This is a genomic window from Psychrobacter sp. KH172YL61, assembly GCF_007182895.1.
GTDB classification, from domain to species: Bacteria; Pseudomonadota; Gammaproteobacteria; order Pseudomonadales; family Moraxellaceae; genus Psychrobacter; species Psychrobacter pacificensis.
Window position 1 is genome coordinate 1,916,904 of the sequence record NZ_AP019516.1, and the last position, 22,197, is coordinate 1,939,100.

At 43.3% G+C, this 22,197-nt stretch carries 7 protein-coding genes and 10 pseudogenes; 7 read left to right on the top strand and 10 right to left on the bottom strand.

Going from position 1 to position 22,197, the window contains the following annotated elements; translation table 11 throughout:
- Window positions 1–66: 66 nt before the first annotated feature.
- The 6 genes and pseudogenes from msbA to rsmG all read right to left on the bottom strand — a co-directional run bounded on the left by msbA (window position 67) and on the right by rsmG (window position 6,253).
- Window positions 67–1,855: pseudogene (msbA, locus tag PKHYL_RS10190) on the bottom strand (lipid A export permease/ATP-binding protein MsbA).
- Window positions 1,856–1,931: 76 nt separating this feature from the next.
- On the bottom strand, window positions 1,932–2,363 hold the full coding sequence (locus PKHYL_RS10195) for an ExbD/TolR family protein (protein ID WP_058024949.1): 432 nt from the start codon (window positions 2,361–2,363) through the stop codon (window positions 1,932–1,934).
- A gap of 72 nt (window positions 2,364–2,435) precedes the next feature.
- Window positions 2,436–3,148: pseudogene (locus PKHYL_RS10200) on the bottom strand (MotA/TolQ/ExbB proton channel family protein).
- A 102-nt stretch (window positions 3,149–3,250) separates the two neighbouring features.
- A pseudogene (locus PKHYL_RS18880) lies at window positions 3,251–4,393 on the bottom strand (ParB/RepB/Spo0J family partition protein).
- Between the two features lie 104 nt (window positions 4,394–4,497).
- Window positions 4,498–5,278: pseudogene (locus tag PKHYL_RS10210) on the bottom strand (ParA family protein).
- Between the two features lie 259 nt (window positions 5,279–5,537).
- Window positions 5,538–6,253 (bottom strand): annotated as a pseudogene (gene rsmG / locus PKHYL_RS10215) (16S rRNA (guanine(527)-N(7))-methyltransferase RsmG).
- Window positions 6,254–6,657: 404 nt separating this feature from the next.
- On the opposite strand from rsmG, the pseudogene PKHYL_RS10220 reads away from it, so the two are divergent.
- The 4 genes and pseudogenes from PKHYL_RS10220 (at window position 6,658) to PKHYL_RS17620 (ending at window position 11,397) form a co-directional block, all read left to right on the top strand.
- Window positions 6,658–9,386: pseudogene (locus PKHYL_RS10220) on the top strand (AAA family ATPase).
- A 183-nt stretch (window positions 9,387–9,569) separates the two neighbouring features.
- A pseudogene (locus PKHYL_RS10225) lies at window positions 9,570–10,696 on the top strand (helix-turn-helix transcriptional regulator).
- A 105-nt stretch (window positions 10,697–10,801) separates the two neighbouring features.
- Complete coding sequence (locus PKHYL_RS10230) at window positions 10,802–11,164, top strand: TerD family protein (RefSeq protein WP_240365076.1); 363 nt, start codon at window positions 10,802–10,804, stop codon at window positions 11,162–11,164.
- 101 nt (window positions 11,165–11,265) lie between these two features.
- Window positions 11,266–11,397 carry a hypothetical protein gene (locus PKHYL_RS17620; RefSeq protein WP_269778154.1) on the top strand — a complete coding sequence of 44 codons (132 nt, stop codon included), beginning with the start codon at window positions 11,266–11,268 and terminating at the stop codon, window positions 11,395–11,397.
- 109 nt (window positions 11,398–11,506) lie between these two features.
- Here the strand turns inward: PKHYL_RS17620 and PKHYL_RS10235 are convergent.
- A pseudogene (locus PKHYL_RS10235) lies at window positions 11,507–12,512 on the bottom strand (ion transporter).
- Between the two features lie 308 nt (window positions 12,513–12,820).
- On the bottom strand, window positions 12,821–13,048 hold the full coding sequence (locus PKHYL_RS10240; protein WP_143007428.1) for a hypothetical protein: 228 nt from the start codon (window positions 13,046–13,048) through the stop codon (window positions 12,821–12,823).
- Window positions 13,049–13,532: 484 nt separating this feature from the next.
- Between PKHYL_RS10240 and PKHYL_RS10245 the strand changes: the two genes are divergently transcribed.
- Window positions 13,533–14,159, top strand: coding sequence for an OmpW/AlkL family protein (locus tag PKHYL_RS10245; RefSeq protein ID WP_071001346.1), 627 nt, complete (start codon window positions 13,533–13,535; stop codon window positions 14,157–14,159).
- 161 nt (window positions 14,160–14,320) lie between these two features.
- Here PKHYL_RS10245 and PKHYL_RS18885 read toward each other — a convergent pair.
- Together PKHYL_RS18885 and aceE are read right to left on the bottom strand one after the other, a co-directional pair.
- Window positions 14,321–16,015 (bottom strand): annotated as a pseudogene (locus tag PKHYL_RS18885) (2-oxo acid dehydrogenase subunit E2).
- Window positions 16,016–16,040: 25 nt separating this feature from the next.
- Window positions 16,041–18,845 (bottom strand): annotated as a pseudogene (gene aceE / locus PKHYL_RS10260) (pyruvate dehydrogenase (acetyl-transferring), homodimeric type).
- A gap of 600 nt (window positions 18,846–19,445) precedes the next feature.
- Here aceE and PKHYL_RS10265 point away from each other — a divergent pair.
- On the top strand, window positions 19,446–21,404 hold the full coding sequence (locus tag PKHYL_RS10265; RefSeq protein WP_240365078.1) for a hypothetical protein: 1,959 nt from the start codon (window positions 19,446–19,448) through the stop codon (window positions 21,402–21,404).
- Between the two features lie 320 nt (window positions 21,405–21,724).
- On the top strand, window positions 21,725–22,189 hold the full coding sequence (locus tag PKHYL_RS10270) for a hypothetical protein (RefSeq protein ID WP_093070858.1): 465 nt from the start codon (window positions 21,725–21,727) through the stop codon (window positions 22,187–22,189).
- The last annotated feature ends 8 nt before the right edge of the window (window positions 22,190–22,197 follow it).

The following is a 22,197-nucleotide window of genomic DNA, read 5'->3' on the forward strand; positions in this document are numbered from 1 at the left end:
AAATAATTGCCATGTATCCTATCGATTCGCTGCTTAGGCGTTGACGCTTTATCAAATAAATCTATTCTACTCAAAGTCTCGAGCATACATTTGCGCATAATGGCCTTGCAGCTGCATCAGCTCATTATGGGTACCAAGCTCAACTATCTGACCACCATCCATCACAGCAATACGATCCGCAGATTCAATAGTCGTTAAGCGGTGCGCAATCACTAGCGTCGTACGGTTTTTCATGACGTTATCGAGCGCTTGCTGAATATAATACTCTGACTCATTATCAAGCGCACTGGTGGCTTCATCCAAAATCAGAATCGGCGCATCTTTTAACAACGCGCGAGCAATAGATAGTCGTTGACGCTGGCCGCCAGACAGCTGGAGCCCTTCGGCCCCAATCTCGCTTTGATAGCCGTTTGGCATTTTCATGATAAAGTCATGCGCGAAAGCCGCTTTTGCAGCCTCCTCGACCTCAGCTTGGCTCTTGTTGGCCAATCCCCCATAAGCAATGTTATTAAATACTGTGGTATTAAATAGTACAACCTGCTGATTCACCATCGCAATTTGTGCGCGCAAGCTCTCTAGCTTAATCTGGTCTATCGGCACACCATCTAAGGTAATTTGTCCTGAAGAGGTTTCTAAAGTACGCGTTAAGAGATTAACCAAGGAGGACTTGCCTGCTCCGCTTCGTCCCTACCAATGCAACCGTCTCGCCTGCTTTTTATATTTAACGTAAAATCACGTAGAGCAACTGTCGAATCTGGATATACCAAACTGATATTATCCAAAGACATCTGACCAGATAACGCCTTGCTGATAGTGCCTGTGTCTTCCTCTTCTGGCTCATCAAGTAATGCAAAAATCGACTCACCAGCAGCAATGCCTTTTTGCAGTTTTTGATTGACATCAGTCAATGAACGGACGGGCTTACTGAGCAGACCAGCTGCCGCAATATAAGAGATAAACTCTCCTGCTGAAATACCGCTAATAACTGAAGGTCTCAATGCAAGCCATACCACCACCGACATCGCTATCGCCATCAGCAGCTGTACTGCTGGGGTATTGATGCTATTGGTGACGACCACCTTCATGCCTTGACGTAAGTTCTTTTTTGAAGTCTTATCAAAGCGCTCGGCTTCATATGCTTGTCCGCCATAATTCTTTACCACCTGATAGCCACTGATGACCTCATTGGTAATATGACTGACACTACCCATCGTTTTTTGGATACCTTTAGAGAGCTTAAGATAACGCTTGGAGGCAATGCGAATGAGCCATAGTATTGGTGGCAATACGACAAATAGGATTAGAGTCAAGCGCCAGTTGCTATAAAGCAAAAACCCTATCAATGCCACAACCGTCAAACCATCACGCAGCAAGGTCTTCATTGAGTCTGTACTGGCAGCAGTGACTTGCTCAACATCAAATATCAACTTGGATGAGATCGTACCAGCAGGATTGGCCAAATAGAATGAACTTGGCAAGCGCAGTAGTTTATTAAAAACCTCGACCCGCAGCTCATAAACCAAATTACGTGAGACCAAAGCCGAGTAATAGTTACCCAAAAACTGCCCAAACCGCGTACGAAAAATAGCGCAATGATGAGTAATGGAAATAATGCCTGTTTGCTTCGATCACTTTGGTTAATGGCATCAGTAATGTATTGCAACAGCTTGGCAATCCAAATCTCAGTTCCTGCGTTGATAGCAAAGCCCAAAACAGTCAGTAGCAAAGCCCACCAATACGGTTTTAGATATTTTAATAGACGCAGTAAAGTTTTACTTTTTGGCGGATTAGACGGGGCTGCTGAAGGTTTTTTAGCAGAAGGTTTTGTAGAGTCAGGTGTATAAGCTTGGCTCATAAAAGCCTCAATGTAGGTGTCATGACATGAATGGGCTGTGCTTGATACACAGTTTATAGTAATGATGCGGCAAATATTATTGCGGCAAAGTTTGACCAAGTGGGACAACGGTGCTGATATTTAAGTTCAAAAATCCGAGTTTACCAGCAACATCCATCACCCGTACGACAGATTGATGGGTAGCGTTGGCATCCGCTGCGATGACAAATAGCATATCGCGATTGCTTCCTGCTTCTTGCTGCAACATGCTGGTCAGTTCAGCCTCGTTACTACTAGCAAGCGTAATACCATTCACCAAATAACTGCCATCTTCTTGTACAGCTACTTCTATACTATTTTTTTGCTCTGTCTGCGCCACACCTTCTGCTTCAGGAAGGATAATATTTAAACGACTAAAATGATTAAAAGAAGTAGCCAGTAGTAAAAAGACGATTAAAAACAATAAGCAATCAATCATGGGCGTCAGATTAATTTCAAGCGGCTCAACAGTCGGTTTTCTAAAGCGCATATGAATCTCTTCTACTTACCTGCTATTACGAACGTACTTTGAGCATCAAACTCAGGATCAAAACTATGACAATTATATTGTCGCCATATTGCTTTTATCTACATCTAATCGATCAGTAGCACGCTCATCAATAGTAGTCATACTATTAGCAGGTGCCGCTACGTAAGTATTGTCGAGCAATTGGTAGTCGTATAGCTCTTGAATCATCAGCCCTGCTTGAGTCTCGAACTGTGCATTGATGTCGATGATACGCCGCTGAAAGTATCGATACGCGACAAGCGCTGGGATGGCGACGATCATACCAGCAGCCGTGGTAATTAGTGCTTGTGAGACACCAGCAGCAAGCATTGTTGGATCTTGCATCGCACCATCAGTAATCGCTAAGAATGAAGAAATAATACCTAATACCGTACCTAATAATCCAAGCAATGGCGCAATGGCACCAATTGTACCCAACATATTGATATTTTTTCTAGCTGGTGGACTTGTACGCTAGCACGATTTTGCATATGCATGGTCATAGACTCTAGGCCGTACTGACGATAGAGCAGCCCCGTTGCCAAAATATCACCAAGCGCTGTCTTCTCTTTGACATTCATCAATTGTGTACGGCCGATATCGCCATTTTCGCGTAGGCGAGTGATGAGCTGCTCACGCAGTCTGCTAGGCACAGTCTTGCTAAATTGCAATGTATGACTACGCTCAATAATGATAACCAATGCCAATATAGAGCAGACGACAATAGGTGTCATTAGCCAGCCGCCTGCCTTTACTAACTCCCACATATTTGCTCTCTTCCATATTTTTTAAAAACAGTTATTACGTAGATGGATTTATACGTAAATAGTCGTTACTAATAAATCAGTCCTACTAGCTTGCGTATTGTCTTAAGCCTGTGCTTCTATGTGTTTAATCAAAGCAGCTAACTGGTCTTGACTGTGAAAAAGATCTCAACACTACCCTGCCCGTCTTTTTTTGTGCTTAAGCTTGACTTCAGCACCCAACATATCTGTCAATCTTTGCGTGAGACGCTCTTCGTCACGAGACTGTGCTTGTTCGACACGGTTAGCCTTGGGTACAGGGTTCAAAATGGATTTGACCAGCTTTTCAGCTTCTCGCACCGTCATACCGCCATCGATGATTTTTTTGTGCAATGATTGGCTGCTGCTCAGAAGACAATGCTAAAAGCGTTCGAGCGTGACCCATGTCTAGTGCGCTATTTGCCAAATGATCTTTTACCGTATCATGCAATTGATTTAGACGTAGTAAATTCGATACCGTTGTACGCGCCTTGCCTACCACTTCAGCAATCATGGCGTGACTCATACCAAACTCTGTATGAAAGCGCTGCAACGCGGCTGCCTGCTCGATCACCGATAGATCTTCACGCTGGATATTTTCAATTAAGGCCAATGCAATAGCAAGCTCATCAGATAACGCACGCTCAATCGCTGGAATAACCGACTTACCCGCCATTTTTGCCGCGCGCCAGCGACGTTCGCCAGCGATAATTTCATGAGTGACAAATACTTCACTCTTATCTTCATTGGCGAGCAATGGGCGGATAACGATGGGCTGCATCACGCCATGCTGCTCAATAGAAGATGCCAATTCTGCCAGTGCCGTTTCACTCATGTCACGGCGCGGTTGATACTACCTGCTTGTAGACGCGTGACATCGATCTGCACGAGGCTGATTTGATCCTCTGAAGCGTTTACGTCTGTGCTATTACCACGCGTTTTGTTGATAGCCGTCTTGCTTGTCACACGTGATGAACGAGTACTATTACTGACAGTAGTGTCATTATCAGTGGATTTTGCAGCCGATTTTTTACTGGCTTTGGGCGCAGCCGCATCGACGGGGGCAGTTTTCACAGGCATGTTGGTGTCTAGCGTTTCAGCTGGCACGGCCACATCGCGTGCAGCCATATCATCTTGCAAGGCAGAGGCGGTGATTTGCTTTTCTTTCTTGATTGACCCTAATAAGGCATCTAAGCCTCGATTGGCAGCCAACCCTCTTTTCTTCGCCATGATTACCTATCCTCTAACGCTAAAATAAAAGCCAATTGATTACTGCTGCGGCTTACTAAATACAATGTTAAGTGCTTTATTGTTCGAAAGCTTTTATAGAAAAACTAGCTACTTTGCTTCATCACTTCAGCGGCCAATTTTTGATAGGCGCGCGCGCCTTTTGACCATCTCTCATAAGCAATCACTGGTAGACCATGCGCGGGTGCTTCTGCTAGGCGAATGTTTCTTGGAATATGAGTCTTATACATAATATCGCCAAAGTGCGCTTCTAATTCAGCAGACACATCACGGGCAAGCGTGTTACGCGCATCAAACAGCGTTCTCACAACACCGCGAATATATAACTTAGGGTTTAATTCAGTAAGACGCTCAATCGTCTGTGATAAATCCGCTAATCCCTCTAATGCATAATATTCACACTGCATTGGGATAATCACACTATCAGTTGCAACCAAGGCATTAATCGTCAGTAGGTTCAAACTGGGTGCACAGTCTATAATCACGTAATCGTATGGCGGCTGTTGCGAGGGATGTCTGCGCATCAACCAGATTTTTCATCGCCGTTTTGAACAGCTCGTGACTGTCCGTTTTACTCATCAATGTGATGTCCATACCAGCCAAATCACGATTGGCACCGATCACATCAAACCCTGCCGGACTGGTCACAATCGCTTCTGAAAGCGCTACACCATCCAGTAAAACATCGGCTATGGTAAGCATCAGCTCGTTTTTGTCGACACCCGTACCGCTGGTTGCATTGCCCTGTGGGTCTAAGTCAATCAGTAGTACGTGCTTGCGCTTAGCAGCTAAACTGGCGGTCAAGTTTACCGCCGTCGTGGTTTTGCCCACGCCGCCTTTTTGATTCGCAATTGCTATGATTTCCATACACTCACTCAATTTTATTAAGGTCTGTTACTGACTTTTTCTTTTAATTTATTTGCCGCTCAATCTTATATGCTTATGCAGTGCTACTAAATCAGCGCTTCATGAAAGTCAGCCATTTATAAAAAAATTCTTTTATAAATCACCCAATTTTCGTTTGTATATTTTCAGTGCCTTTTAAATACTATGCCATTTAGGTACAAACGTAAACTGCGTTTCACAAAAAACGACTGCTGTTTCATGACTGAGAAGTATCTACCTTTCAGGCATTTTTAGCAGACATTTCAATCAAATGACGACTATCATGCAGACGCGGCACTGTCAGCTTAATCGTCTTAATGTGCCAATCACTATCAAGCGCTTGTAGCTCTTCATCGCTTGGCACTTTGCCTTTCATAGCACACAAATAACCGCCATCTGCCAATCTCGGCTGCGCTACTTCAACAAAATCTATCAAACTGGCAAACGCTCTAGAAGTCACCACATCATAGCTGGCTTCGTGCGCTTCAATACGCGAAGCGATCGGTTGCATATTACGTAAGCCAAGCTCACTGCTGATCTGCTTAATAAAGCGAATCTTTTTTGATTACTATCAAGGGCTGTACACGAGCGCTCAGGCTGACAAATCGCAATAATCACTGCAGGCAACCCTGCACCTGTACCGATATCAAGCAGCGACCCTGTCGGCAAATGCGTTATAATAGACAAGCAATCAATCACATGTTTGATCAGCGCTTCTTCTGGATCGGTGATGGCGGTCAGATTATACGCTTTATTCCACAACAAAAGCTGGTCTAAGTATAATAATAACGTGCGCTGCTGTTTCTCACTTAGTGATAGACTTAGCTCATTTACGGCTTGGGCTAAGATACTGGCCAGCTTTGGCAATTGTGAGCCAAGCTTCACAAAGCCAGTCGGATCAATATTGATATTACCCGTGCTAGTAGACGACGAAGAGGTTTTAGCGGAAGCTGACATACAACGAGTTATCCAGTTTTGACATGTGAACCGCCTATTTTATCATGCAGTCTGCTCATTGAATAGTTGCAGATTGCGCCAATGTGGGACATCTTATACTATCTGCACGGTTTGTGAGGCGTTATTCTACTTTAATAGCGCAAAACTTCCGCTTAATTTATGCTCCAGTCGCCTATTGCTACATAGTTATCTCACCATGATACAAAAGTATGCTCAATGATTTCGCTAAATTGTGGCCATATCTTGTAAGATATTCTGCTTGATTATAAAAATCTAAGAAGCGCTTTTTTATAATACCGTACTGCTTCTTTAACTCTGTTACTATTGCTAAGATGATCTCTTAAACGCCTATGACCGAACGACCCTACCCCCTTATGTCTCAAATATCAAAAGACGCTAATAATATGGTACCACCTACCGCTGACTCACAAGACGATAAACCAGTAATATCTAACGCCCCAAATCCTATTTTTACTGAGGTTCAAAAAAGCTGCCGTATTTCAGCTGAGCAACTAAAACGCTATAGCGACCCTGATGAGCTGCCTACAGACACACGTACTGCGCCTGACTTAGATGTTGGCTTCGGTCAACAACGTGCGCTCAAAGCCTTGCATACAGCGCTAGACATCAATGCAAGTGGCTATCATGTGTTTGCTGCTGGTGAGAACGGCTTGGGTAAGCGTACTGTCATCAGTCGCCTGTTGGCCCGTATTGCCGCCGACGCACCAACGCCTGATGATTGGGTTTATGTGCACAATTTTACCGATCCACGTACGCCACTGGCTCTGCGTCTACCTGCAGGACAAGCCGCCTTGCTACAACAGCAGGTCAATAACTTGTGGCAACAGGCAAAAAGCGACTAAGCCAACGCTTTCGTAGCGACCAATACCAAAGTAAAATCGAAGCGATTAAAAACAATACACATCAAAAAGAGAGTCATGCTTACGACGCGCTAAACGCTGAGGGCAAACAGTATGATCTAGCCTTAACGTTTCGCTCGTTTGATAACAAGGCAGTTTTCGTCCATCCCAGTCAGTTGACGACAGACAGTAGTAGCGACCCTGTAAAGGCTTCAGAATCATCTAGCAACAGTGCAAATTTATCACCAAGAAATGATAACGAAAAAGCCAATATATTGAGCAACGATAAGACTAACCATGATGAAGAGCAAAACAACGCTCAAAATTCTGAGTATGGTAACAGTGAGTACGAGGCTGAGTTAAATAACTTCGTACAGAAAAACCATATGCAAAAGCGCCTCAGTCAACTAACCATTGCGTTGGAGCAGTTAGAAGACGAAGCCAACGATGCGATAGAATCACTGCATCGCAGTATCGCACGCCGTGCACTACAGCCTTTGTTCGCGCCTGTTTATGAGCAATTTGCCACGCACCCACTTGTGGTTGACTATCTCAAAGCCATATTTGCCGATATGGTTACTCATGTAGAGCGTATCGTTAACGGCGATGACGAAGAGTTTGTGACGGCTGTATTGACCACAACACCCAGCCGTTACGCGGTCAATGTCATTGTCAGTCACGCACCAGACAGTGGCGCGCCTGTTGTCTTTGAAGACTTACCAACCCATCTAAACTTATTGGGTCATGTTGAGCAAATCACTCAATTAGGGACAGTAACGACTGATGTCAGTATGATTCGCGCAGGTGCCCTACACCGTGCCAATGGCGGCTACCTGCTGCTAGAAGCCAGCCATTTACTTGAGCATCCTTATGCATGGCAAGGTCTAAAGCGCGCACTACAGTCACGCAAAATTAAGCTCTCAAGCCTTGAGCAAATGCTAACGCTAACAGGTAGCTTGTCTTTATCACCAGCGCCCATTGATCTTGATATCAAAGTGATCTTATTAGGTGAAGCAGACTTATATTATGAGCTGCTTGAGCTTGAGCCTGAGTTTGATGCAGTGTTTAAAGTTCGCGCGGACTTTCATGATGATGTGACGCGCACCAGCGAGCATGAATTGGCACTGGTAGCGAAAATGGCAGACATCATCGATTATGCTGATCTCTATCCATTCGATAGTAGCGCGCAAGCCACGTTGCTTGAGCATTTAAGCTTGCAAGCTGAAGAGCAGGACCGTTTAAGCCTACACAGTGATTTGTTGATTAAACTGTTGCATGAATCAAACCGTCACGCTCGTTTAAATGATGAGATAATGGTGACAGCAGATCATGTCACTCAGGCAATTGACGACATGGATGAGCGCTCAGGATATTTGCGCGATCTATACTGGGACGAACTCAAAAACGGCCAGCAGCTGATTCAAACCCAAGGTAGTGCAGTTGGGCAAGTCAACGCCCTGACCGTCGTCAGCTATGCCGATAGTGAGTTTGGCATGCCAGCGCGCCTCACTGCCGTTATTCAGCCCAATATTGGCGCAGGTGAAATCCTTGATATCGAGCGTGATGTAGACTTGGGTGGTAGCTTGCACGCCAAGGGTATGTTGATCATGACCAGTTATTTGCGCGCGTTATTTAGCCAACACCATGCACTAAACTTCAGCGCTTCGCTCGCGTTTGAACAAAGCTACGCCCATATCGATGGTGATAGTGCCACCGTTAGCGAAGGTTGTGCGCTACTATCCGCTTTAGCAAATGTCCCTATTGATCAATCCTTTGCCATTACTGGTTCTATGAATCAGCTGGGCGAAGTACAAGCGGTTGGTGGTATCAATGCCAAAATCGCCGGCTTTTTTGATGCGTGCCGTGAGCAAGAGTTGACGGGCGCTCAAGGCGTGGTCATTCAATGGCCAATGTCAAACAACTCATGCTACGCGACGATATCATTGCTGCGGTAAAAGACGGCGACTTCCATATTTATGGCGTTTATACCTTGAGTGAAGCATTGACCTTGATGACAGGCCTACCCATCGATACCATGAATAAAAAAGGTCGCTACCGCAAGGACACCCTATTTGGCAAAGTCCTAAATCGTCTGATGTTATGGGATGAGAACCAAGACGGCGACGATGAGGTAGATGATAAAAGTCAAAAAAGAAAGAAGAAAAAACGCAAAGCCAAGCGCCAAAAAAAGAGGACAAAATAGAAAAGAAAATCGCAAAGGCGAAAATAACGATAGTGACGTCACTGACAACCGTGAGCACAGTGAAGCTTAAAGTGTCAATGACAACACACCAAAATGATAATTAGGACGTGTTTAGACGGTGCTTAAACGGCGCCTAAACGATGTCTAAATGTATACGAACGTCCCTAGACGCTTTGATACTTTTCTGAGATGATAAACAACCAGCCAAAATCTGTAGAACAATAACCTGTGACTTTATAAAGGGTATTTTTTGATGACTGTACATTCTACTAATGCCAATAACCTTCAAGCTCAATCAGATTCTGATGAGCAAGCAGTTACAATAGAGGCGGCAGAAAATGATGTGTTAAAAGAGACCCAGGATAATCGTTATGGGGCAGCGACAACGGCTCGTCAATGGCAAGTACTGTCACAGCTACAGCGCAATCGCTGGGTAGGTACGACTCATATTTATGAACAGCTCATGATGGCCGGTTTTGACATCAGCCTGCGTACCGTGCAACGTGATTTGAACGCATTGGCCAAACGCTTTCCTATCGAAAAAACAACGCCAATCCACAAGGTTGGCGCTGGAAGAAGATGCACCGCTGCAAAGCTTGCCGCATATGAATCTATCGCAGGCAGTTGCTTTTAATATGGTCGAGGCCAATCTCACTCAGCTATTGCCGCCTGTGATTTTTAGATGAGCTATTTCCGTGGTTTGATCTAGCAAGACGACAGCTCAAAAACAGTAAAGTCACGCATTCATGGATAGACCGTGTACGTATCGAGCCTGCGACCCAGCCACTTATTGCCCCAGATATAGATTTAGATAGCAAAGACAACATTTACCATGCATTGTTTTATCAGCTGCAAATTAATGCTTGCTACACTCGCAGCAATAAATCAGAGGCCAGCGAATATACGCTAAACCCTATTGCTATCATTCAGCGTGGCGTGATTATTTATCTACTGGCGACTCGTACCGATGACCCCGATGCCACCATTCGTACCTTTGCGCTACATCGATTTGATAGAGTCGAGATTTTAGAGAGCGCAGCAAAGACACCAGATAACTTTCAGCTCGATACGTATTTGGATGAAGGCAGTATGGGCTTTAGTCATCCATTATTTGGTGAGTTGGCTGAGCGTGGTAAAAACACAGCCGTTGAGCTAAAATTTACCCAAAAAGCAGGCCGAAGCCTCACTGAGAGCAAGCTGAGTGATGATCAAATCGTCACATCAAACGACGACGACACCCTAACAATAAAAGCGACCGTTAATTTGACCTCACAGCTGGTTTGGTGGTTACGTGGTTTTGGCAGTGGACTGTTAGACGCCAAGCCTGCACTCCTTTATCAAGCGGTATTGGACCAACCTGCAATGACAAACAACGAATAACACTCGAATGACACTAATCGTTAACCACTAAAAATTAAAAAAGGAATATTATGCCAACCGCTGCCCCATCACCGCTGCTTTCCGACAGTTTAAGAGGGACTGGGCTTGGATACGGGAACGTTATTTTTGCGCTCAACTATGAATTTACTAAGATCGAGCCAAAAGGGGTTGTTTAAACGTTTTAAAAAGGACAAAAGCGCGGTAGATATCGACTTGGCTTGTGTATTATATGATGACAATTGCATCATTAGTGATATTGTCTGGTTCAAACAATTACGTGACAAAGCTGAATCCGTCAAGCACCAAGGAGACAGTCTAAATGGCAAGGATCGCGGAGAGCAAACCATGTATTTGGCTCCGCTTGATCAAGAACAAATCAGACTAGAGCTAGCAGAAATTCCCTTACATATCACTCATATCGCTTTGATTGCCAACTCCTATCACGGGCACTCACTCTCTAGGGGTTAAAAAAGGTGAGATTCATTTGAGGTGATGATGAGGGTAACCGCTGTTTTGAAGTCAACCTAAAGCAGCTCCCACGTGATTGTAAAACGCTTTGGGTGGCTCATTTGCGCCGATCCGTTGATGACTGGCATTTAACCCTACAAAATTTACCACTGAGCGCAGAAGATCTCTCAAAAGCGGCGCAAGAAGTTGCGCATGAATTGGCACGGGCGCTACCGATTCCTCAAGGAATATAGCGTCAGTCGATCATAAAATCTAAAAAGGGTACTGCATCTCAACCACACAGTACCCTTTTATGTTTCCCTGACAAATATACTTGTTTCTAGAAATCTTAAGCATAAATTTCTATGATTGCCTGATAGATACTAAGCTATAAAACCTCCCACCGCAATGCGGGCAAAAATTCTTTGACGCACCTCCACTTCTTTTCGCGCCGCTCAAGCTCTTGCTCACGTAGCACTTGCAGTACAATATTTTGTGCTTGCTCTTTATCCAGTCCCAACTCTCGGCGAATCTTGTCAATCATCATCTGATTTTGTACCAAATCAAAATCACTATCGATCAGCTGCTCACGAAAATGCTGCTCCAGCTCTTCACGGCGTTGTACCAATTCATTTGCCAGACCTGTCGCCAGAATACCTGCAGGCAGTGCCGCCAAACCCACCAATATCGTAATAATAGCACCCAATATCTTGCCAGCATTAGTGATTGGTGTGACATCTCCATAACCCACGGTCGTGAGCGTTACTACAGCCCACCACATCGCCTTGGGTATTGACTCAAACTCTTCTGGCTGCGCATGGTTTTCGACCAAATAAATGCCACTCGAGGCAGTCACAATCATAATAATCAATATAAAAATAACCGCTTGGAACGAACCGCGCTCTTTACTGATGACCACTAGCAGGATACGCATGGACGCAAAATAGCGGGTCAGTTTGAGAATACGGAACAAACGCAAAATACGTAAGAAACGCAGATCAATATTGACGAAGAAATTTAAGAAGGCTGGAACAATGGCTACCAAGTCAATGAGTGCGGAAGGACTTCTGATCCAATCCCAACGCTGTTTCCACGTTGTATTGTCCGGTTTGGCTTCAGCAACACTCCATAGTCGCAGCAAATATTCAATAGAAAAGACCACAATAGAGAAGTTTTCAAACCAAGTAAAATAATTTTGATAAGGGTAGTACCAGCTGTCAACTGACTCAGCAATCACAGCTGCCACATTGGTCATAATCAAAAATATGAGAAAATAATCAATATAGCGGCTAAATAAAGTGTCATGTTCATCATTTTGCAACGTATCATAAACAAAATGACGTAAGCGCCTTATAGATTGGAGTAGCATGCCGTCCCTATTCGGTGAAATACCGGTATTATATAAATAAAATAAATTAACTGCCTTGCAAGGTGTTCAAGCGCTCTATCATCAAAAGCGCACGCTTTATTCAATGCGCTTTTATCAATGCACTTTGATCAATACGAAAATATCAACTATTTGACATGACCCAGCATGGCATTGGCTTATCGCCTGTTCATCAGCAGCCGCTATAGTCAATCAATATTAAAAGTGGTACAAGGCAGACGAGTGCAAGTACTACAGTAGTAGGCTAAACGAGTCTAACGCGGTAACACTTTAATAGTGGTTCGACTATATTATGTCCCATGTAGATAATAAAGATAGACTGCTATTAATAGCACCAATGCGGTGCCTACTACTGATAATCGTAAAAACTGCTCATCAGCGGGCAATTGCTGGCTGATGTCTTGAGCAGGTACTAAAAATAAATGGCACTCAGGGCAACAAGAATCTACCTGATTCAATATGTTGGTAGAACGGGCGTTCTTACAACGTAGTGGGGAGTTGCTACAATAACCAAGCATAATACGTACGCCTTTTATCAAATCATGAATATCAATTCAGTAAGCCGTCACCATTTATTTCCAATTCTACCGTTTAGACATTAGCAATAATCAATATATAGTTGATCCAATTTAAGAGTGGTACAAGGCAACCGAGTGCAGATGTATACGTCATACTTCAAGCGAGGTTAACGCTGTAACGCTTTTAATGGATTGACTATAATTCTTATCTACCTATTTTCAGAGTATCACAACAGGCTTATACCCTACCTCACAATAATCAATTTTTTAAATAATCAAAATAATTATACCGTTATCGCCTTTACTATAAATAATTAAATAAAACTTAGTAAAGCACAATTAAAACCTTACAGTAATTGTGGTTTTATACTATAATGGAGTCATAATGTTACCGCTTTATCATCCATTATAACATTATGTATCAGTGTGCAATGTCATCCCTCATTAGCACTGATAACCTTTTAATATATTAAGGAACCAAATCATGAAACTACAATCCCTAGTTTTAGCCGCTGCCACTGCCCTTACCATGACCACTGCTTTTGCCGTACCTTCTGGCACTTGGTCTATTGCGGCTGGTGCACATTATGTTGACCCTAAAAGTGATAATGGCACTCTAGATAATGGTTTGTCTGTTGATGTTGACGGCGATATACAGCCAACTATTAGTGGTGAGTATTTCATTGCCAACAATGTCGGTGTTGAGCTACTCGCAGCACTTCCATTTCATCATGATTTTGATCTAAACAGTGCGGATGGCACACAAGTTTTAACAGGTAAAACCCAACATTTACCACCAACTCTTTCTGTGCAATATCACTTTGACTCTGACAACATGCCAATGAATATCAAGCCATTCGTTGGTGTTGGCGTGAACTATACGACCTTTTTTAAAGAAAGAATCTCTACTGGTGGTGATTTAGATCTTGATGATAGTGTTGGTGTGGCTGGTCATGTCGGTTTAGACATTCCTTTCGCTCCAACTGAAGCTTTCCGTATCGATGCACGCTATATGGACATCAAAACAGATGCTACTTTAGATGGCGGTGACATCGGTGAAATCGATATCAGCCCTTGGGCATATGGCATTGCATTTGTTAAACAGTTTTAATCACAAATCGTATTAAACTCGATGATCTAAGTATAAAAAGCCAGCGCTGATGCTGGCTTTTTTTTAACTGATAGTTACTCATATCTAATACAGTACTGCTCAAAAAAAGACCACCCTTAGGCAGTCTTTTTTTTGGTTTTAATTTTAAAGTAGCGTATCAGCTATAGCAAAATACGGCGTGGATCAGCAAGCAATGTAGCAACATAGCGAGTGAATACCGCTGCATCCGCACCATTGATGACGCGGTGGTCATAAGACAATGATAATGGCAGCATCAAGCGCGGCTCAAAAGTTTGCTTAGCGTCATTCCAAACTGGCTGCATGGTCGCTTCTGATGCGCCCAAGATGCCTACTTGTGGCCAGTTGACCAGTGGCGTGAATGATGTACCGCCCAAGATACCTTGGCTTGATATGGTAAAGCTGGCACCTTGCATATCTTTAGTAGTGAGCTTTTTATCACGGGCTTTGCCTGCAAGCTCACCAATTTCAATCGCGATCTGCTTGATGCCTTTGTCCTGTGCATTTTTAATCACAGGAACCACTAGGCCGTCATCAGTCGCAACCGCAATACCATGTTGACACTCTTACGTAAGATAATTTGTGTATTATCGTCGCTCAAATGACTGTTGAAACGTGGATGCTGAGTCAAGGCGTAAGCAGTTGCTTTAACAATAAAGGCCAAAATAGTCAGGCCAATACCTTGCGCCTTCATGTCACCCTTTAGCTCACCGCGTAGTTTTTCAGTTTCGGTGATATCAGACAAATCAAACTGTGTCACTTGCGGTAGATAGGTATTGTAGTTCAGCTGCGGGATTGACACTTTTGCAAGCGGCTTAAATCTTGGGTTTCTGTTTCGCCCCAGATTTCAACATTGCTCATATCAGGTAGTTTTGGCAGACCTGAGCTAACAGCACCCTGAGCAGCTGGTGCGGCTTGTTGGGTGGTCAAACGGTTTTTAACATGCGCAAACAGATCTTCTTTTAGAATGCGATCGTTTAGTGCTGAACCCTTTACCTGTGTGATATCGACGCCAAGCTGACGAGCCAATTTACGTACAGCAGGACCTGCATATACATCAACCAACTTTTCATTGACTTCCGCTTCGCTCAATTTTTTTGCCCGCAGGTGCAGCAGTTGAGGTCGGTGCAGGCGCTTGCTCTGGCTCGCCTGTTGGGGCTGGCTGTGACTTGCTTTCAGTTTTCGGTGCAGGCTTGTCCGCTTTATCTTCAGTTTTAGCAGTATCTGCTTTCGGTTTTGCCTTAGGGTACCTGCCGCTTTAATAACGATAAAGTCTTGACCGTTGGCAACAGTGTCACCAGCATTAACCAAGATTTTTTCAACTACGCCTGCTTCTGGTGCAGGCACTTCGACTGAGGCTTTGTCTGACTCAATCAGTGGGATAGACTCATCGGCACTGACCGTGTCGCCTACACTCACCATAATCTCAGCCACTTGCGCTTCATCAACGCCTATATCTGGCGGTGCATGGGTAGTCGATGCGCCTTCGCCAGCATCATCAGTCGCTTCTTCTGCATCTGCATCATCTTCAACAGGTGCGTCTTCATTATTATCGTCTGCTTGTTCTGAATCAGTTACTTCTTCGGCAGTATCGTCATTATCATCGCTTGCGTCAGCACTCTCTACTTCGATCAATACCATGCCTTCGCTGACTTGATCGCCGATGGCGACATTGATTTTGGTGACTTTACCAGCAGCAGAGCTTGGTACTTCAACTGACGCTTTGTCAGACTCTAACAAAACGATGTTGTCATCTTTTGCGATGACATCACCCACTGCTACCATAATTTCGCTGACTTCAGCACTATCGACACCAAATCGGGGGCTTTAATGTCCATGTTTTATCTCCTAGTCTTATGATTATTATTCTTTGACATCACCGTCATTGAGCAAGGGCGCATCTGCTTGATCTTCGGCGCGGCCTTCATTGCTGATATCTTCATCGTCTTCAGCAACGAACTCAGGCACAGGACTTGGGTTGACTTTGCCTGGTGCAGGTGCATCTGGAGAATGATCATAATAAGACTGTTGGTGCCATGCAGGTGGCTGATCCGCATCGATGCCTAAGCTTGAAATCGCATCTTTTACCAAACGCATCTCGACTTCACCCTCATCCGCTAAGCGCTTAAGCGTGGCGACAACGATATGAGCCGCATCAACGTTAAAGAAGCTGCGTAGGTTCTCGCGAGTATCAGAGCGGCCATAACCATCTGTGCCAAGCGTGGTATAAGGACGGTTGTCTGGTAACCAAGCACGAATTTGCTCTGAGTAGTTACGCATGTAGTCAGTGGCTGCAACTACGATGCCTTCGTGCGGTGCTAATTGCTCAGTAACCCATGGCACTTTTTCTTCATTCATTGGATGTAGACGGTTGTAGTCGTCACAAACCATACCATCACGAGTCAACTCGTTGAAGCTGGTGACACTCAAACGTTTGATGTGATATTGAACTCATCTTTTAGGATCTGAGCCGCTTTTGTACTTCACGTAGAATCACGCCTGAACCCAATAGCTGTACCTGAGTTGAGCCGTTGTCTTCAAGCAAATACATACCGCGCTTGATACCTTCCTCGCTTCCTTCTGGCATGGCAGGCTGGTCGTAGTTTTCGTTCATTAGCGTTGGGTAATAATAAACGCGCTCGCCTTCTCCGTACATCCGGCGTAGGCCATCATGCATGATGACCGCCAACTCATAACCATAGCAAGGGTCATAGCTCACGCAGTTCGGTACGGTGTTAAACAAAATCTGCGAATGGCCATCTTGATGCTGCAAGCCTTCACCATTCAAAGTCGTACGACCCGCAGTAGCCCCTAATAAAGCCTTGTGCCTGACAGTCACCTGCTGCCCACGCCAAGTCACCTATGCGCTGGAAGCCAAACATCGAGTAATAGATGTACATCGGAATCATTGGTAGCGCGTTCACAGAGTAACTGGTTGCCAAGGCAATCCATGTACTCATCGCACCCGCTTCGTTGATACCTTCTTCTAACATATGGCCATCGATGGCTTCTTTATAGCCCATCAATGCTTCGCTATCTTCTGGCGTATATTTTTGTCCGACCGCAGAGTAAATACCCAATTGACGGAACATACCTTCTAAACCAAAGGTACGCGCTTCGTCTGGTACGATTGGTACCACGCGATCTTGGATGTCTTTGTTTTCAGCATGGCTGATAACAGACGTACAAATACCATCGTCGTTGATTGTTCTTTACCGTTACTACCCTTTAATACGCGATCAAATATCGATAGCTCAGGGATGTTCAGCGGAATATGGCCACTACGGCGGTTTGGCAGATGACCACCAATGCTTCACGGCGACCTTTTAGATACTTCATCTCTGCCGAACCTTCTTCAGGACGGTAGAATGGTAGGGTCTCTAATTGCTCATCGGTAAATGGCAAATCAAAGCGATCACGGAAATAAACAAGCGCCTCTTGATCAAGTTTCTTGATTTGATGCGATTTATTGACCGCTTGTGTTGTGCTTGACAAACCATAGCCTTTGACAGTTTTGACCAGTACGACCGTTGGCTGACCTTTGGTTTTCATCGCTTCGCTAAACGCAGCGTACACTTTTGTGGATCATGTCCACCACGGTTTAGGCGTGCAATGTCTTTATCAGTCAATGCATCTGCCATTTCTTTTAATTCAGGATATTTACCAAAGAATTCTTTGCGAGTAAATTCAGGCGTACGCGCTTCATATAGCTGGTATTCACCATCGACCACTTCTTCCATACGATGTTTGAGCACGCCAGTATCATCATTGGCAAGCAGGCTATCCCATTTACCACCCCAAATGACTTTAATCACACGCCAGCCAGCACCGCGGAATACCGACTCTAGCTCTTGAATAATTTTACCATTACCACGGACTGGGCCATCAAGACGCTGTAGATTACAGTTAACAACCCAAATTAGATTGTCCAGCTTCTCACGACCAGCAAGAGATTGCGCCCAAGCTTTCTGGCTCATCCGTCTCACCATCACCTAAGAATGCCCAAATTTTACGGCCTTCTTTTTCGAGCAAGCCACGGTTTTCCATGTAACGATGCACGTGAGCATGATGAATCGACATGATCGGACCTAAGCCCATTGATACCGTTGGGAACTGCCAATAGTCAGGCATCAAATATGGATGAGGATAGCTTGATAAGCCTTTACCACCCACTTCACGGCGGAAGTTATCAAGCTGATCTTCGGTTAGACGACCTTCTAAATAAGAACGTGCATAGATACCTGGCGCGGAGTGACCTTGATAATAAATCATATCACCACCGAAATGATCACTTGCGGCTCGAAAAAAATGGTTAAAGCCTGTCTCATACAGCGTGGCACTAGAGGCAAATGTCGCCAAATGACCACCTAAATCGTCATCGTTTTTGTTGGCACGCATCACCATCGCCAAAGCGTTATAACGAATCAGCGCACGGATCTTACGCTCAATGGTCAAGTCGCCAGGATACATCGGCTCGTCCTCGACTGCGATGGTATTGATATAAGCAGTATCAAGGCGGTTGAATGGCAGGCCTTCTTGCACCGCCATATTGTATAAGGCTTTTAGTAAAAACTGCGCGCGATCTTTGTCTGCATGTTTGATCACAGACTCAAAGGCTTCAAGCCATTCTTGGGTTTCGGTGCTGTCAGCATCCTTGTAATAATTCATTGTTGTCGATCCTTTTATATCAGTCATACCTACCTATCTAGACGGTAAGGCTTTGTTAAATACTGGTGTGAAGTGAGATATCGGTTTACTTATGACTTCCTTGATATGTCCAAGCATTCCCTTGTTTCATACGGTGAGATACAGCTAGATTATACAAAATAGTGCCACTGAGAATTGACATATGCATCAAATGGACGAAACTACAAAACAGATCATACTGTTGTCCCTGTATATTCAGTCATGAATGATTTTGATACTCTATTATAAGCGTTTGCGAGGCAATTGTTTATGGCTGTAGAGAAATGGATAAATAACAAGTATTTTTAAATAAATAATGATTAGTTTTTTTAAAAATGACTATCAATCATTTGCTAAACTATATCTATTCAACCTTGCTGAATGTATAAAAATTAATATCGTCTCTGTAGTAACAGTTTGAATTACTAAATAATTACTAAATAGATATTATTTGATTAAACTTTTATGCTATTCATACCCTATAAATAGACTTTCATCTCATTTTTGTATATTAATTGTCACTTAGACGTTATGCTTATCACAAAGCTACATCCAAATTCCATTCTTACTCTCGGAGCTATTATGAAGTCGTCTATTGAACTGTCAGCTTTTAAGTCAAGAGTAACGCGTTGGATAGCTATACCATCTTTATTAATACTGATACCTAATTATTTGGCTTTTGCAGCAATAACAACATGTCCAGCTGGTTACATTTCTGATGAGTTTTCAAGCACTGATTACAGCAACTTAGGATCGACAGCATCACCCCCTATTCTTGGTGTAAACCAACTTTTAAATGGTCTTAAAAGTGAAAGTTACACTGTTGCTTCTAACAGTTTGATTACTACTGGCAGTTTAGATGCAGGCGGCTCAAATTTTTATAGACCTAAAACGCTAGCGGGCAACCTTCAATCATTTGAATTTTTCCAGGATTTTACTAACAAGGCGTCATCTCGTACGGCCTCATATACTTTTAAAAACAGTTTTACCAACGAGTCTCAAGCCCTTACTAATGTCAGTTTAAGTATTTATGATATAGATGTGAACTATGTAGGTTCAACAAGTTCAGGAACTAGGTATTTCGAGTTTTCTGATCAAGTAACTATCACTGGTTTTACCAGTGCAGGTACTAGTGTGACGCCAACTTTAATATATAGAGGCACCGGAATAACGACTACGGCACCCTATCGTCAAACTACCACTACCAGTAGCGTTTTGTGTAGTACAGACTCTGTGGACGAAAGGTGTAAAGTATCCGTTGCTTTTAATCAACCTGTAGTTAGAGTAGATGTAACTTATGGTAATAATCCTGATTTAAACTATTATGACTTTAGCAATTTCGGTAACCCTGGTGATCAGCTAATCAACATTGTATTTGATGGTTACTGCTACTTGCCACAGCCACGCCTAACATATACTAAAGTGCTCTCTTCTTCTCGTAAAACAAATACCGATCAATTCACTGTTCAAATCAAGGACAATGCAGATAACTCCGTCGTTACCAGTGGTATTAACTCAGTTACTACAACGGGTTCAGGTAATACAGTTACTACGGGCACAGGTACTACAGGAACTTTCAAGGTTAATCCTACCAAGACTTATACATTGACAGAGGCGGTCTCAGGAACGACAAATTTAGCAGACTATACTGCGTTATATGCATGTAGAAGATCGGATGGTACAACCGTTACGACTTTAGACCCAAAGAATCTAAAGCTTACATACGGAGATAGTTGGACATGTACAATCACAAATGATAGATCTAACTATGTATTTTCAGGTACAGTATTTAACGATAACGGTAATGTTTCAAATCCATCTAAGGATGATATATCTAGCAAGTACTTAAATAATAGTCTTTATTTCAATGGCAAATACGATTCACCAACCGAATCTGGTATCCCTTTTACCACCGGTCACACCATTACTTTGAATAAATGTGCCGGTGATAGTGGTACGTTCTCACCTCAGACGGTAAACATCGGTAATGATGGAACCTATAGTTTTAGCTTGACGCCAGCACAAGTAGGTAGTTACACAAGACTCTGTGTCACTCAGAATGAACCTAGTAATTATACCTATTCTGTAGACACGACAAGCGATGTGCGACAAATAAACATCATTAATAGTCAGTACAACTATCCTAGCAATGATTTCGGTGATGTTATTCAAGCAAATGCTGCATTGGTATTGATCAAAAGTCAGTATATTCATGATTGTAGTCTAAATAACCTTGCCACAATTGGTGTTAATTATGAAGGTAGTGCTAGCAGCGCGTATAGTATAAAACCAATATCTGGTATTGTGCCAGGACAATGTATCGCTTATAGAATTGAAGCTATCAATCGAGGTAATGTTTCTCTGACAGATATTGTTATCAAGGATAAGCTACAGAGTAAAAACGACTCTAATAATTCGCTAATTACCTCTACCTTAGCTAATCCAATACCTATTGGTGAAAATAGTGGCACTCCATCATTTGCAACAAACTCAGTATCTATTGGTAACAACGGTACAGTGATCACCAATACTTTTCCTTAGGTGCTACTACAGCCACTCGCCGTCAGGCCATTCGTTTTAATACTAAATATGGTACTACCATTGGTAACTAAACACCTGTGTATCGAATTACTGAGTACTCAATCAAGCCCTGTCTTCCTAGACAGGGCTTTTACCGTTTGGTCATCTTGAAACACCATTTGTCATCTTTATAATTGATACTTGTATCGATTACGTTACAATAGCTTAAAAGGGAATGTATATTTTTTACAGACGACCCTGATAACAAATGATAGACAGTTTCACGGCAGCCCAAAGCATCAATATCCCAATGATAGTAACGGTATAAGAAAGGATTTTATATGAAACGTTTCAAGATTCTACGCAATATTCTATTAGCTACTATAGCTTCTAGCTCTTTACTAAATGTAGCACATGCTGATGATGCTCTAAAAATGGAACTAACAGCCAATCAAGTCATAAAGAATGCGGAAGGTAAAACAGTCTATAAGCCAGTACGCACCGCACCGGCAGGTACTGTGATTCAGTATAAAGCGAATTATACCAATACCATCAATAAAGATATTAACGATTTAATGGTAACGCTACCTATTCCTGCCAATATGACATTTACTGGCGATGCGATGCCTGCAAGTGCACAAGCCAGTATTGATGGTGAGAATTACGCTGATATACCACTTATGCGTAAAGTCGATGGCAAAATGGTCAAGATTCCATATTCTGAATACCGCACTCTGCGTTGGAATATTAAGTTATTGCCAGCTAAAAAGTCAGCAGCTGTTGCTCTCAATACCACCGTTAATTAATTCAATAG